The organism is Nakamurella lactea DSM 19367, assembly GCF_000426645.1.
GTDB lineage: Bacteria > Actinomycetota > Actinomycetes > Mycobacteriales > Nakamurellaceae > Nakamurella > Nakamurella lactea.
On sequence record NZ_KE384551.1, the window covers coordinates 174,147 to 188,511 of the forward strand.

Consider the following 14,365-nt stretch of genomic DNA (forward strand, 5'->3'; position numbering starts at 1 on the left):
GCCACGTTCCGCTCTGTCATCTCAAGGGCCTCCGCGCGGTCCGCTTCCCCACGTCCCGCGATTCGGACGGTACCGCCGGTCGGGGGTCGCGACGATGACGACACGCACCCCGAAAGGTGAAGATCAGGGGTTCCGGTCCAGGGCGGTGGCGTCAGCCCGGTCGGAGCCGTCCCCGCCGTTCTTGCCGGCGGACAGCTGACCGACCGGTGGCGTCTTGGTCAGCGAAGGGATCGGCCCGGTGGTCGGCGGTAGCGGCGTCGGCCCGGTCTTCGGGGCTGACGTGTCGACCACGCTGATCGTCGGTTGCGGCAACCACCTGGGCAGCACGATGACGGTGGTCAGCCCGCCACCGGGGGTGTGCGATGCCATGATCCGGCCGCGGTGACTGCGGACGATGGCCGCCACGATGGACAACCCGAGCCCGGTGCCGCCCTTCTCCCTGCTGCGCGAGGCGTCGACCCGGTAGAACCGGTCGAAGAGCTTCGGCAGGTCGGCATCGCTGACCCCGGGCCCGTTGTCGCTCACCGCGATCGCTACCTCGGACGCCGACAGCGAGAGCGAGACGGTGGCGACGGTCCCCGGTTCGGTGTGGGTACGGATGTTGGCCAGCAGATTGGCGAACAGCTGATGCAGCCGGAGCCGGTCGCCGTAGACCAGCGCCGTCACCCCGTCGGTCCCGACCAGCCGCCACTGCCGGGTCCGGTCGATCACCGCGGCGTCGTCCACCACCCCGGCCAGCAGCTCGGCCACGTTCACCGGCTCGTGCCGCTCGCCCTTCTCGGCGTCCGCCTGGATCAGCGTCAGCAGGTCACCGACCAGCGCGCCCATCCGGACCGCCTCGAAGCCCATCCGCTCCATCGCACGGGCGACCGCAGCCTCGTCGGGCAGGGCGCCGGCCTTGTACAGGTCGGTGTAGCCGCGCACCGCGGCGACCGGGGTACGCAGCTCGTGCGACGCGTCGGCCAGGAACTGCCGCAGCCGTTCCTCACTGCGCTCGCGTTCGGCGATCAGCTCGGAGATGCCGTCCAGCATGCCGTTGAAGGCCAGCCCGAGCCGACCGACCTCGGTTCCGGCGTCGCCCGGGTAGACCCGTCGATCCAGGTCACCGCCGGCGATGTCGTCGGCCGCGGTGGCCATCGCCTCCAGCGGTTTGAGTTCGCGCCGGATGATGACGCTGGACGTCGCGCCGAGCAGCAGCAGCAGGCCGGCGGTGATCAGCAGCTCGGTGAAGATCAGCTGGCCCATCGTCGAATCGACATCGGCCAACGGCGTCCACGCCACCAACCGAACACTGTCGCCGTTGAGGTCCTTGTACGGAATCGACGAGGCAAGGATCAGGTAACTGACGGACTCGTTGCTATTGTCCGCGACGGTCGCCGGCTCCGCGCTGGACGGCTTCGCCGGGATCGCCGGATTGGCGTCGGCGTCACTGAGCACCCTGACCACGACCAGGGTCTTGCCCTGGGCGTCGACCGAGGACCAGCCGATGTCGCCGCGCAGGGCACTGGACGCGCTGAGCTGTGAGAGTCCCTCGCTACTGGCGCGCGGACCCATCGAATCGATCGCCCGCTGCAGACCGGCCTTCTTCTCGTCCATCATCGATGAGCGCAGGTTCATCGGCAGCAGCACATCCACCGCGCCCAACGCCAGCGCGGCGACCGCGAGCACCAGGGCGATCAGCCTCGCCCGCAGGCTCCAGCGGCGGCGCTGTGGTTGGTACGTCGTCATTCGCGCCGCCTCAGCCACCCGGCTGATGGGTCGAACTCGCTGCGGCAGAAGACTTCCGGGGCGCCCGCAGCACGTAGCCGAATCCGCGGTGGGTGTGAATCAGCGGCTCGAGCCCGTCGAGGTCGATCTTGCGCCGCAGGTAGGAGATGTAGGTGGCGACCACCGAATCGTCGCCGACGAAGTCGACGCCCCAGACCGCATCCAGCAGCTGACGCCGCGACAGCACCACGCCGGAGTTGATCATCAGGTGGCGCAGCATCTTGTACTCGGTCGGTGCCAGGTCGATGTCCTCGCCGGCCCTGGTCACCTGGTAGGTCTCCGGGTCCAGCGTCAGGTCGGCCACCACCAGCGCATCGGTCACGTCGCCGGCCGGGCGGACCCGGCGCAACACTGCCGACACCCGGGCGGCCAGTTCCTCCAGGCCGAACGGCTTGGTCACGTAGTCGTCGCCGCCGGCGGTCAGGCCGGCGATCTTGTCGGCCGGGGTGTCCCTGGCGGACAGGAAGACGACGCCGGCGTCGACGCCGGCGGCGCGCACCCTGCGCATCACCTCGAGCCCATCGAAATCGGGCAGCATGACGTCCAGCACGATCAGGTCGGGTTGGGTCTCGACGGCCGCCCGGACCGCCTCCCGGCCGGTGGCCGCGACCGCGACCTCGTACCCGAGGAAACGCATCGAGGTGGCCACGATGTCCTGCAGTGACGGCTCGTCGTCGACCACCAATAAACGTCCACCGCTCGACATGATGCGTCCTCCTTCAGGCACGGCCAGATCGCCGCTTCGAGCGGCCAACACCACATGACCACACTAAACGGGCAACAGATTGGTCAGGGTGTGTGAACGACATGAGAACCGGACTCGCCTGCCGGTGCGCCTGGAAACCCGTCGCCAGTTGGCCAGATCCAGCCCGAAACGGCCGAATCTGCTCGACTGGGGACGGGTTTCCAGTTTCACTGACTCATTCGCCGAAGCGTCGGTGTCTGGCCGCGTAGTCGCGCAGTGCGCGCAGGAAGTCGACCCGGCGGAAATCGGGCCAGTAGGCCTCGCAGAACCAGTACTCGGAATGCGCGCTCTGCCACAGCAGGAATCCGGACAGCCGCTGCTCGCCGGAGGTGCGGATGAACAGGTCGGGGTCGGGCTGTCCCGAGGTGTACAGATGCCGACCGATGCCCTCCGTGGTGACGGACTCGATCAGCTCGGGCAGGTCGTCGCCGCGTTCGGCGCCCTCGGCCAGCAACGACCGGACGGCGTCGACGATCTCCTGGCGGCCGCCGTACCCGACGGCGATGTTGATCTGCAGCCCGGTGCGGTCGGCGGTCCGCATCTCGGCGGCCGCCAGCCGGGTGGCCACCGGCTGTGGCAGCACGTCCATCGAACCGACGATCCGCAGCCGCCACGGTTTGTCCGGGGCGGCGAGTTCGTCCGCAACGTCCGGGATGATCGCCAGCAACGCCTCGACCTCGTCATCCGAGCGCCGCAGGTTGTCGGTGGACAGCAACCACAGGGTGACGGTGCCGATGCCCGCCGCGGTGCACCATTCGAGCAGGTCGGCGATATGCCTTGCCCCCACCCGGTGACCGTCGGACACGTTCTCGAAACCGGCCTTGCGGGCCCAACGGCGGTTGCCGTCGAGCATCACGCCGACATGGTGCGGGATCTGGGCACCGACGAGTTCCCGGGTGAGCTTGCGTTCGTACAGTCGGTAGACGACGGCCGGGAGCCTCACGCGTCACACCCTACCCACGGTTGCTGCGGCCGGAGGAGATCACCACCGTTGCCCCTGGTGACTACGCCAATCGTGGGGAACTATGGAGGGATGACCGCCGCCCCCGTTGTTGCCGAGCAGGCGGGCCGTGTTCGCCCGCGGGCCCGCGGCTGGATCCATCTGTACTCCGCCTACATCGCATCGGTGGTCGGCACCGCGCTGGTGGTGATGGCCGCAACCACCGTCGGCATCAGCGCTGCGGTGGCATGCGCGGTCTACACCCTCACGGTGATCGGGCTGTTCACCATCAGTTCCACGTATCACCTGCACACCTGGCAGAACTCGAGGACCAGGACCTGGATGAAGCGCGCCGATCATTCGATGATCTTCGTGTTCATCGCCGGCACCTACACGCCGATCGCGGTGCTGGCCCTGCCGCTGGACAAACGGGTCTGGGTGCTGGCGATCGTCTGGGGCGGTGCGCTGGGCGGGGTGGCACTGAAGATGCTCTGGCCGCATGCACCGCGATGGGTGGGCGTGCCGTTCTACCTCGCGCTCGGCTGGGTCGCCGTCTTCCTGATCCCGGACATCCTGCACAACGGCGGAGTCGCCGCGCTGGTGCTGATCCTGGCCGGCGGGCTGCTGTACTCGGTGGGCGCCGTGTTCTACGCCACCCGCCGGCCGGATCCGTGGCCGAAGACGTTCGGCTACCACGAGTTCTTCCACGCCCTGGTGTCGCTGGCCGCGCTGTGTCACTGCGTGGCCATCTGGCTGCTGCTCTACTGAGCCGCCCGGCGGGCGAGCCGGCCCGGCGAGGATCGAGGTGGTCTTGTCACAGCTCGGGGCCCTCGGCGCGCAGCCGGTCGACCTCTTGCATGGCGTCGCGCAGCTGGCCGAGCCATTCGTCGGCGTGTTCGCCGACCAGCCGGACCGCCCAGGCGAGCGCGTCGGAGCGGGAACGGGCGACGCCGGCCGCGACCAGTGTGTCCAGCACCTGCCGCTCGTCCTGCCGCAGCCGGGTCATCACCGGCGCGGAGAGCGTGGTGAACAGCTCTTCGGTGTCGCCGATCCTTGCACCCCAGGACACCTGCCGGCCGTAGCGGTGTTCGGCCTGCCGGGCGACATCGATCCGCTCGGCCCTGGTTTCCTCCCGGAACCGGGAGATCCGACCGTTCTGGGCAGCGGCCAGCGCCGCCGCGTCGTCGAGTTCCTCGGTGAGCGCCGGCAGTGTGCCGACCACCAGGATCTCGTCGCGGTCGACCGTTACCTCGGGTGCGCCGGTGAACCAGCCCTCCGGCAGCCGTCCGGCGAACCAGCCGGCCGCGTCGGAGGCGTCCGGAGATTCCGGGACGCCGCGACCGCGCGGGCCACGCGGGCCCCATCCGCCGTGCGGGCCGCCCCGGCGTCCGCCACGTTCTCCGCGTCCGCCCCGCTCGCCGCGTTCACCGCGTTCACCGCGTTCGCCGCGTTCGCCGCCGCGGTGACCGCCTTCGCCACGCCCGCCGCCTCGTCCGCCGCGTCCGCGAGGGGTGACGTCATCCGCGTTGTCCGACCCGGCCGCGCTGTCGGCCGGTCCTTCCGGCCCGAAGCGTGCGCGCGGGCCGCGATGTGTGTTGTGGTCCCTCATCGGGAGCCTCCTTCATGTCTGTGGGTCGGTGTCTGTCACCAACCTCCGCAATGTTTGATTACAACATTACACATCTACACAACGCGCGGCTGGCGGATTTGTTCCCGACAGCGTCGGATTCACGGACGCCGGCCGCAGTCGCGCGTGACTATTTCTGGCCTCAACTCTTCCGAACCCGCAGGTCGACCTGCGGGTTTGCCCACGTTGAGGCCAGATCGGATCACCGCCCAGGTTCCGGTGCACAACGCCGAACGGCCCCGCCCGAAGATCCGGGAGGGGCCGTGCGACAGCGCCGAAGCATCAGGTCAGGGGCGATCGTCCGGATCATCGCCGGAGCGTTCCGAGTTGGGTTCGACCGAAGAGTCTGCGATGGCTGGGTCGGTGCTCGAGATCTCGCCGGACGCCCGCGACGTCGCTGCACCCCGACCGGCGGCCGCCATCTTCGCCGCAGCCGCCCGCTCGGCCTCGGCGACGGCGAGTTCCTCCGCCGCGGCGAGCTCCTCCGCCGCGGCGGCCTCCCTGACCTTGCGCAGGTGCTTGCTCATGTTGCGGAAGAGCAGCCACATGGCCACGCACAACAACAGGATCACCAGCAACCCGATCGGCGCCGCCTTCCCCCATTCCGGGCCTTTACCCGGCGGTGGCTCGGCCGGCGCCGCCAGCACGGCCGCTGCTCGCAGGCCATCAAGCAGCTTCACGACTGCACCCGCTCCCGCACACCGGCGAACAGATCGCTCTCCGGTATCGAGGTCTCGACCCGGCTCTGCGCCAGTTCGAAGTCGTCGGTGCCCCAGACCCGCGCCTCGATCTCCCGGGGGACGGCAAACCAGTGCGAGTCCGGATCGATCTGCGTCTCGTGTGCCAGCAGCGCCATGTCCCGCTTCTCGAAGTACTCCGAAACGGGGATCCGGGTGGTGATCCGGTCGGCCGGGTTGGGCCGAGGGTTGTCCGCGAACCGCTTGAGCCATTCGTCGAACGGGCCCTCGCCGGTGGCCTCCCGGACCGCCTCGTTGATCTTCGACATCCGGGTCGGCGAGAAGCCGACGTTGTAGTACAGCTTCAGCGGTTCCCAGGGGTCGCCCGCAGCTGGGTACGCGTCCGGGTCGCCGGCCGCCTCGAAGGCCGCCTTGGAGATCACGTGGCAGCGGATGTGATCCGGGTGCGGATAGCCGCCGTTCTCGTCATAGGTGGTCATCACGTGGGGGCGGAACTGCCGCACCACCCGGACCAACGTCTCCACCTCACCGTCGACGTCCAGATCGCCGAAGCACCCGGGCGGCAGCTCCCAGGTGGCCGGGTCGCCCTCGTGGTACCCCGAGTCCTCGTAGCCGAGCCAGAGGTGTGCGACGCCCAGAATTTCTGCCGCCCTTGCCATCTCACGCTGCCGGACGCTGGGCATGTCGATCTCGCCGACGGTGAACTTCGGGTTCAGGATGTCGCCGCGTTCGCCGCCGGTGCACGACACCACCAGCACGCCGGCGCCCTCGTCTGAGTACTTCGCCAGGGTCGCCGCACCCTTGCTCGACTCGTCGTCGGGATGGGCATGCACCGCCATCAGACGCAGGGGTGCGGCGGCGGCCTGCTCGTTCCGCCGCTGGGCGGCCTCGAGGATGGTCTCGGTCAACGCGTGTCCTTCCGGATGGCCCGCGCCGGTCACGGGCCCACTGCCTATTGTTGCGCTTGCACCGCCGGACCCGGGCATCGACTCCCTCCCACCACCGGCGTCCGGATCGGGCCCGCCACCAGCGCAGACAACCCCCGTCAGGCCCGAAAGCCGCTGTTGGAGCGCGTCCACGTGTTATCCTGGCAACAGAAGATGCGGCTTCCGGCGCTTGCAGACTGTGGCAGATGTCCGGCGGCCGCCTCGCTATATATCGGGCCGGGTGGGTCAGTACCGACACCACGACCCGAGTTCGCAGTTGATCTGTACGACCGTTGTCGCGGGCCGTGCGTCGAGCGAGCCCGCTCGTGTCGGCGCATATCCCGTCCCATCCACACCGGATCCCCGGTGTGCCCTATGGCTACGCCCTCCCCGGCGTGGCCGCCGCAGTGAGGAGTCGCCATGAGCGAGAGCGCAACCAGCACCTGGCTGACCCAGGAGGCCTACGACCGGCTGAAGGGCGAAATGGACGGCCTGATCGCCAACCGGCCCGTGATCGCCGCCGAGATCAATGCCCGGCGCGAAGAAGGCGACCTCAAGGAGAACGGCGGCTACCACGCTGCCCGCGAGGAGCAGGGCAAACAGGAGGCGAGGATCCGGCAGCTCCAGGAGCTGCTGAACCAGGCGCAGGTCGGGATCAGCCCCGCGGACGACGGCACGGTCGAGCCCGGCATGGTCGTCACCATTTCCTACGACGGGGATGACGACGATCGCGAGACCTTCCTGCTCGGCTCCCGTGAGGAGGGCGCGCACGGCGCCATGTCGGTCTACTCGCCGCAGTCCCCGCTCGGCTCCGCCATTCTCGGTGCCACCCCGGGCGAGGCCCGCGAGTACGAGCTGCCGAACGGCAAGACCCAGAAGGTCACCATCGTGGAGGCCAAGCCGTTCTCCGGCTGACCTCTCTTCGTGGTTCCGGCGGCCGCGTCACCCTCGGGTGTCGCGGCCGCTGTCTGCTGTCGACGCGCCTCCTGGACCGGGCCCGCCTCCTGGGTCGGGCCGGATCAGCTGTGGTCGAGAACCCGGTAGCCGGCGTCGGTCAGCGCCGTCAGTACTAGATCGTGATGGTCACTGCCGCGGCACTCGAGCCGGATCGCCGCCTCCACGTTGCCGAGCTCGATCCCACTGCCCAACCTGGACTGCTCCAGATCGACGACGCTGGCACCGAGCCGGCCGAACTCGGCCAACAGCTGGGCCAATGATCCCGGCCGGTCGCTGATCTCCACCCGCAACGACAGGAACCGGCCGGCGGCCACCAGGCCGTGCTCGACGACATGATTCATCAACAGCGGATCGATATTGCCACCCGACAGCACCACCACCGCCGGCGCCCGGAACCGCTCCGGCTGGTCCAGCACCGCAGCCACACCGGCGACGCCGGCCGCCTCGACCACCAGCTTGGCCCGTTCCAGGCAGAGCAGCATCGCGCGCGAGAGCTGGTCCTCCGAGACGGTGACGATCTCGTCCACCAGTTCCGACACGTGCGCGAAGGTGAGGGCCGTCGGCTCTCCCACCGCTATCCCATCGGCCAGCGTGGCCATCTGCCCGAGCCGGACCGGATGCCCCGCCCCCAGCGAATCCGGCCAGGCCGCCGCCTGTTCGGCCTGGACGCCGACGATCCGGACATCCGGCCGCTGGGCCTTGATCGCGACGGCGATCCCGGAGATCAGGCCGCCGCCGCCGAGTGCGACGATCACCGTCTTCACCTCGGGTACCTGCTCCAGGATCTCCAGGCCGGTGGTGCCCTGGCCGCGCAGGATGTCCGGGTGGTCGAACGGGTGCACCAACACCGCACCGGTCTCCTCGGCGTATTTGCGGGCCTCGATCAGCGAGTCGTCCAAGGTGGTGCCGAACAGGTGCACGTCGGCGCCGTAGGCCTTGGTGGCCTGCAGCTTGGCGATCGACGCCCCGACCGGCATATACACGGTGGAGCGGATGCCCAGCAGCGACGCGGCCAGTGCGACCCCCTGGGCGTGGTTGCCGGCACTGGCCGCCACCACCCCGGCGGCCTTCTCGTCATCGGACAGCCGGGCGATCCTGGTGTAGGCGCCGCGGATCTTGAAAGACCCTGTGCGCTGGAGATTCTCGCACTTGAGGTGGACGGCGCCGCCGAGCCGTTCGGACAGTGGCCGGGACGATTCCATCGGCGTTTCCCGGATGATCGGGCGGAGCAGTTCGCGCGCGGCACGGATTTCGTCGAGGGTCACCAGCGAGGTCATGTCGCGATCTTGCCATGTGGGTCGCGGCCTGCCGGCTCAGTGCGCCGAGAGTGCGCTCGATGCGCACTCCTGGTGCCATTTCAGGCGGACAACCCGGTCGGGTAGGCGTGCGCCTCAAGGACTGCGGCGGCGGCGCCGACCTGGGCACCCTCCCGGCCCAGCAATGCCGGCACCACCCGTGCCGGGGAGGCGTAGTTGAGTGCCGCGAACCGGGCGTAGCCGTCGGCGATCGGGTCGAACAGCACGCTGCCGGCGCCGGCCAGCGGCCCGCCGAGTACCACCACGTCCAGATCCAGCAGGGTGACGGCGCCGGCCACCGCCTGGCCGATCGCCTCGCCGGCGCGGCGCAGGGTGGCCAGCGCCACCGGATCCCCGCGCCGGGCCGCCTCCGTCACCGCCCGCGCATCGGCGGCCGGGTCGCTCCCGCCGTGCGTGCGGGCCCACTCGGCGATCGCCGCCCCGCCGGCCACCGCCTGCAGACAACCTCGCCCACCGCAGGCGCAGGGTGGGCCGTACGGGTCGACGCAGACGTGGCCGATGTGCCCGGCATTGCCGGTGGTGCCGACCATCATCCGGCCGTCGATCACCAGGGCGCCGTCGATACCGTGTCCGAGCACCACGCCCAGCATGTTCCGGCGGCCGCGGCCGGCGCCGCGCCAGTGTTCGCCGGCCGTCATGGCAGCGGCCGGTGACTGCAGGGTGACCGACAGCCCGTAGCGGTCGGAAAGTCGTTCGCGCAACGGGAACGATCGCCACCCGCTGCCGCGATAGGCCGTGGCCGGTGCAGCCACGTCCGTGCCGGCGGCCACCACCCCGATCCCGGCCAGCGTGTCCGCGTCCTCTGGCTCGATGCCGGCAGCGTGCAGCACGGCGGTCACCGATTCGGTGAGGGTGTCGAACGCCCTTTCCGGCTGCATGTCCGCGCCGACCGCCGGGATCCGTTGCGCGGAAACCAGTTCACCGCGCCGGGCGACCAGGGACACATCGATCCGGCCCGGCTCGACGGAGATGGTCAGCGCACAGTGCGCGGGGTCAAGTACCGGCTCGGAGACGTCCGGCCCGAGCGCATCCTCCGGATCGAAATCGGCGGCCGTCATCCGCGCCGTCGCTTCCGGATCCCCGGCCCGCAGCAACAGCGGATCGACTCCGCCCGACTCGTCCTCACCCCTGGCCGCGGCAGCCAACACCGCCGCCGACACCACCTGCGCATGCTCGGCGCCGCCGGACCCGCCACTCAGTTCCTCCCGCATGATCGCCATTCTTTCAATTCCACCCCGCTGACGGGGCAGGTTCGGACGAATCGGCAACCGCCGGCGCCGGCGGCGCGCAGGGTGACGGTCCCGTCACCCGGAGCGCCGCCGGTGCCACGACCCAACCACTAAGCCAGTGCGTCAGCCAGATCGGCGAGCAGGTCCTCGATGTCCTCGATGCCGACCGACAGCCGGATCAGGTCGTCGGGCACCTCGAGGCTGGAGCCGGCGACGCTCGCGTGCGTCATCAGGCCGGGGTGTTCGATCAGCGACTCGATGCCGCCGAGCGACTCGGCCAAGGTGAACAGCCTGGTCCGAGAGCAGATCTTCACCGCCTCCTCTTGGCCGCCGACCACCCGGAAGCTGACCATGCCACCGAACCGCAGCATCTGCCCGGCGGCAATGTCGTGTCCGGGATGCTCAGGGATGCCCGGGTAGTAGACCTTGCGCACCTTCTTCTGCGACAGCAGCATGTCGGCGACCGCTTCGGCGTTGTCGCAGTGCCGATCCATCCGCACCGCAAGGGTTTTCACTCCGCGCAGGGTCAGCCAGGAGTCGAACGGCCCGGCCACTCCGCCCATCGACTTGAGGTGGAACCCGAAGGCCTCGCCCAGCTCCTGGTCGGAGGTGATCAGCGCGCCGCCGATCACGTCCGAGTGCCCGCCGAGGTACTTGGTGGTCGAATGCAGTGCGACATCGGCGCCCAGTGCCAGCGGCTGCTGCAGGTACGGGCTGGCGAAAGTGTTGTCCACCACCAGCTTCGCGCCGCTCTGGTGGGCAATCTCGGCCAGACCGGCGATATCGGCGATGTTCAGCAGCGGGTTGGTCGGGGTCTCGGCCCAGATCAGCTTGGTCGCCGGGGTCATCGCGGCCTGAACCGCATCAAGGTCGGACAGCGGCACCGCGGTGTAGCTGATCCCCCACGGCACCAGGACCTTGTCGATCAGCCGGAAGGTACCGCCGTACGCGTCGTTCGGTATCACCAGATGCTCGCCAGGCTTGAGCATCGCCCGCAGCGCGGTGTCGGCGGCCGCCATCCCGGAGGAGAAAGCGTGGCCGAACCGGCCGCCCTCCAGCGCCGCCAGCGCGGTTTCCAGCGCGGTCCTGGTCGGGTTGCCGGCCCGCGAATAGTCGTAGCCGGCGCGCAGCACCCCGACCTGGTCCTGCGCGTAGGTGGAGGTCTGGTAGATCGGCACCGCCACCGATCCGGTCAGCGCCTCCGGGTCCTGGCCGGCGTGGATCGCCATGGTCGCGAAACCGTCATCGGCGTTCGAATCATTCTGGGCCGCAGGCACAGTCGTCATCGACGTCACCGGGCCGCGAACGCGAGCAGGTCTGCCCGGGTGACCACACCGGACGGCTTGCCGTCCTCCACCACCATCAATGCGTCGGACGATTCCAGCGCGTTCCGCGCATCCTCCACCGACTCGCCGCCGCCGATCAGCGGCAACGGTGCGTCCATGTGCGCCGACACCTGATCGGCCATCGCCGCTCTCCCGGTGAAAAGCGCATCCAGCAAGGCCTTCTCGGACACCGAGCCGACCACCTCGCCGGCCACCACCGGCGGCTCGGCGTTCACCACCGGCATCTGCGAGACCCCGTACTCGTGCAGGATCTCCACCGCGTCCCGCACCGTCTCGGCAGGGTGGGTGTGCACCAGGGCCGGAATGGATCCGCTCTTGGCGTGCAACAGGTCTCCGACGGTCGCGGCGTCGTCGCGGGTCAGGAAACCGTAGGAGGCCATCCAACTGTCGGAGAAGATCTTCGAGAGATAACCGCGGCCGCTGTCCGGCAGCAGCACCACCAGAACGTCGTCCTTGGTCAGGCCCTTCGCCACCTTGAGCGCCGCGGCCACCGCCATGCCGCACGAACCTCCGACCAGCAACCCTTCCTCCCGGGCCAGCCGGCGGGTCATCTCGAACGACTCGGCATCGCTCACCGCGACGATGTCGTCAGTCACCGTCTTGTCGTAGGCGGTCGGCCAGAAGTCCTCACCCACCCCCTCGACCAGGTACGGCCGGCCCGAACCGCCGGAGTACACGCTGCCCTCCGGGTCGGCGCCGATCACCTTGACCGCCGGCGACTGGTCCTTGAGGTAGCGGCCGGTGCCGGAGATGGTGCCGCCGGTGCCGACGCCGGCCACGAAGTGGGTGATCTTGCCGTCGGTGTCGGCCCAGATCTCCGGGCCGGTGGTCTCGTAGTGGCTGGCCGGGTTGTTCGGGTTCGAGTACTGGTCCGGCTTCCAGGCGTTGGGGGTCTCCCTGGCCAGCCGGTCGGAGACGTTGTAGTAGGAACCCGGATCCTCCGGCGGTACCGAGGTCGGGCAGACCACCACCTGTGCGCCGTACGCCCGCAACACGTTCCGCTTGTCCTCACTGACCTTGTCCGGGCAGACGAAGATGCACTGGTAGCCGCGCTGCTGCGCCACCAGGGCCAGGCCGACCCCGGTGTTGCCGCTGGTCGGTTCGACGATCGTGCCGCCGGGCTTGAGCGCACCGGACTCCTCCGCCGCGGTCACCATCTTCAGTGCGATCCGGTCCTTGACGCTGCCGCCCGGATTGACGTACTCCACCTTGGCCAGTACCAGCGCCTCGATGCCTTCGGTGACGGCGTTCAGTTTGACCAGCGGGGTGCCGCCGACCAGATCGATCACCGAATTCGCGTATCGCACGATGTCTCCTCTTTTGACGATCGGGGCGCGGCCGGGCCGGAACCGGCGCGCTGATGCTGCTGAGGTCAGGCTAGCGGCCCCCGGAGGGTTCGCCGCGCGCGGCAGATCTCACCGCGTCGGTGCGCCGGCGGGCGCCGGACCGGATCCGCCGGCCGCGGAATCCACCTGCGGTCGCCACCGGCCCTCGGGCAGAATGCGGGCGTGGCCCGCAGCGACGATCATCCCCACAACGGCCTCGGAGCGACCGCGGTCACCGCCGCCGCTACCGTCGGCGTCGCGCTGGTCGGATTGGGCGGGATCGGCTGGGCGGCGATGTCGGGTCAGGCCAGGGATGCGGCCCGCCGGATCGAGGACGCGGCGATCGACGCCGCTGTCGCCTCCGGCGCCATCCCGCCTGGCCGCACCCTCGCCGCCGGGGACATCAGGCCGCCGGACGGCGACGGGCTGTATCCGCCGGCCCGCACCGCGATGCCGCGGGCCGAGAATCCTGGTCCGGCTCCCGCCGGCGATGCCACTGCCGGTCTGACGCTCACCATGCTGGGTGATTCCACCTCGGTCGGGTTCGGCACCGATCGTGCCGACCAACTTCCCGGAGTGCTGCTGGCCCGCCGGTTGGCCACCGAGTTCGCGGTGCCGGTGCGGCTGTCCACCCACGGCCGGGTCGGTGCGGCATCCGCGGAGTTGGCCGACCAGGTCACCGCCGCGCTGGCCGAGCGACCCGACCTGGCGGTGATCGTCATCGGCGCCAACGACATCACCGAGCGGGTGCCACCGGGTCGGGCCGCCCGGCTGTTGGGTGCCGCGGTGGCCGGATTGCGCGCCGAGCGGGTGCAGGTGGTGGTGGCGACCTGTCCGGACTTCGGGGTGATCGCGCCGATCCCGCAGCCGCTGCGGACGCTCGTCACCCGCTGGTCGCAGCGGCTGGCGGCGCTGCAGGACCGGGCGGTCCGGGCCGCCGACGGCGTGCCGATCGCGATCGGCCGGTTGGTGTCGCCGGAGTTCCGCGGCCGGCCGGATCTGTTCTACGCCGATGGTTTCCATCCGTCGGCATCCGGCTACGCCAGGGCGGTGGACGTGATGACGCCCGAGGTGATCGAGGCCGCCCGGCGGGCCCTGGACGCCCGCGCCACCGGCTGACGGCCTTCACCCTGGGCAAGGGCGGTGATCCTCCGCGTCCACTTTCGGTGCACCCGGGACGGGTTGGCGAACCGTCAGCGGATTCCCAGGTCCGCAGCGAGCCGACCGAGGATGACGGCGACCTCGTCAGCCCCGCCTGCCTCGGCGGCGAGCACCGCGAGTTGATCGGCCAACGACATCGGGGACAGCTCCGGCACCGGCAGCGACGGACGCTGCTGCGCGGCGGCGGCCAGGTCGGCCAACTGCTGCAGGGCGATCCGGGTGCGCTCGATCCGGTCGCCGTGCTGCCACGACGACAACGGCCGGACCCGCAGCCGATGAACGAGGTCGTCGAGCTGCGGGTCCGGCCGGTGAAGCGGGTCGGTCACGG

Annotated in this window: 13 protein-coding genes and 1 pseudogene; 3 read left to right on the forward strand and 11 right to left on the reverse strand. The window is 69.9% G+C overall.

The genetic code is table 11. The annotated features are described in order from the left end of the window. Positions 1-123 precede the first annotated feature (123 nt). The 3 genes from K340_RS33540 to K340_RS0126050 all read right to left on the reverse strand — a co-directional run bounded on the left by K340_RS33540 (position 124) and on the right by K340_RS0126050 (position 3,455). Entirely contained in the window at positions 124-1,728 is a 1,605-nt protein-coding gene (locus tag K340_RS33540; RefSeq protein ID WP_051267690.1) for a sensor histidine kinase, read from the reverse strand. Positions 1,729-1,738: 10 nt separating this feature from the next. Beyond that, positions 1,739-2,473 carry a response regulator transcription factor gene (locus K340_RS33545; RefSeq protein ID WP_051267691.1) on the reverse strand — a complete coding sequence of 245 codons (735 nt, stop codon included), beginning with the start codon at positions 2,471-2,473 and terminating at the stop codon, positions 1,739-1,741. 214 nt (positions 2,474-2,687) lie between these two features. Continuing rightward, positions 2,688-3,455 (reverse strand): isoprenyl transferase, encoded by a 768-nt coding sequence (locus tag K340_RS0126050; protein WP_029138842.1) that lies wholly within the window; start codon positions 3,453-3,455, stop codon positions 2,688-2,690. A 90-nt stretch (positions 3,456-3,545) separates the two neighbouring features. Here K340_RS0126050 and trhA point away from each other — a divergent pair, with 90 nt between their 5' ends. Further along, the gene (gene trhA / locus K340_RS0126055; RefSeq protein WP_029138843.1) at positions 3,546-4,220 is read left to right on the forward strand and encodes a PAQR family membrane homeostasis protein TrhA; all 675 of its coding nucleotides are present in this window, start codon (positions 3,546-3,548) and stop codon (positions 4,218-4,220) included. Positions 4,221-4,266: 46 nt separating this feature from the next. Here the strand turns inward: trhA and K340_RS37380 are convergent. The 3 genes and pseudogenes from K340_RS37380 to mca all read right to left on the reverse strand — a co-directional run. Continuing rightward, positions 4,267-4,821 (reverse strand): annotated as a pseudogene (locus K340_RS37380) (hypothetical protein); the annotation flags it as partial. Between the two features lie 545 nt (positions 4,822-5,366). Further along, the gene (locus tag K340_RS33555; RefSeq protein WP_051267692.1) at positions 5,367-5,759 is read right to left on the reverse strand and encodes a hypothetical protein; all 393 of its coding nucleotides are present in this window, start codon (positions 5,757-5,759) and stop codon (positions 5,367-5,369) included. Then, positions 5,756-6,685 carry a mycothiol conjugate amidase Mca gene (gene mca, locus K340_RS0126070; protein WP_029138844.1) on the reverse strand — a complete coding sequence of 310 codons (930 nt, stop codon included), beginning with the start codon at positions 6,683-6,685 and terminating at the stop codon, positions 5,756-5,758. Before mca ends, K340_RS33555 begins: the two co-directional genes overlap by 4 nt. 438 nt (positions 6,686-7,123) lie before the next feature. On the opposite strand from mca, the gene greA reads away from it, so the two are divergent. Further along, the gene (gene greA / locus K340_RS0126075; protein ID WP_029138845.1) at positions 7,124-7,618 is read left to right on the forward strand and encodes a transcription elongation factor GreA; all 495 of its coding nucleotides are present in this window, start codon (positions 7,124-7,126) and stop codon (positions 7,616-7,618) included. A 104-nt stretch (positions 7,619-7,722) separates the two neighbouring features. Here the strand turns inward: greA and ilvA are convergent, their stop codons facing one another. From ilvA to K340_RS0126095, 4 genes are all read right to left on the reverse strand, one after another. Continuing rightward, entirely contained in the window at positions 7,723-8,937 is a 1,215-nt protein-coding gene (ilvA, locus tag K340_RS0126080; RefSeq protein WP_029138846.1) for a threonine ammonia-lyase, read from the reverse strand. An 80-nt stretch (positions 8,938-9,017) separates the two neighbouring features. Beyond that, complete coding sequence (locus K340_RS0126085) at positions 9,018-10,187, reverse strand: ROK family protein (protein ID WP_161632194.1); 1,170 nt, start codon at positions 10,185-10,187, stop codon at positions 9,018-9,020. A 128-nt stretch (positions 10,188-10,315) separates the two neighbouring features. Further along, a complete protein-coding gene (locus K340_RS0126090) occupies positions 10,316-11,491 on the reverse strand; it encodes a cystathionine gamma-synthase (protein WP_051267694.1) in 1,176 nt (391 codons plus the stop codon). A gap of 5 nt (positions 11,492-11,496) precedes the next feature. After that, a complete protein-coding gene (locus K340_RS0126095; RefSeq protein WP_029138849.1) occupies positions 11,497-12,858 on the reverse strand; it encodes a cystathionine beta-synthase in 1,362 nt (453 codons plus the stop codon). Between the two features lie 201 nt (positions 12,859-13,059). Here K340_RS0126095 and K340_RS33560 point away from each other — a divergent pair, with 201 nt between their 5' ends. Then, complete coding sequence (locus K340_RS33560; RefSeq protein WP_051267695.1) at positions 13,060-13,995, forward strand: SGNH/GDSL hydrolase family protein; 936 nt, start codon at positions 13,060-13,062, stop codon at positions 13,993-13,995. A 74-nt stretch (positions 13,996-14,069) separates the two neighbouring features. Here the strand turns inward: K340_RS33560 and K340_RS0126105 are convergent, their stop codons facing one another. After that, entirely contained in the window at positions 14,070-14,363 is a 294-nt protein-coding gene (locus K340_RS0126105; protein ID WP_029138850.1) for a hypothetical protein, read from the reverse strand. Positions 14,364-14,365 lie beyond the last annotated feature (2 nt).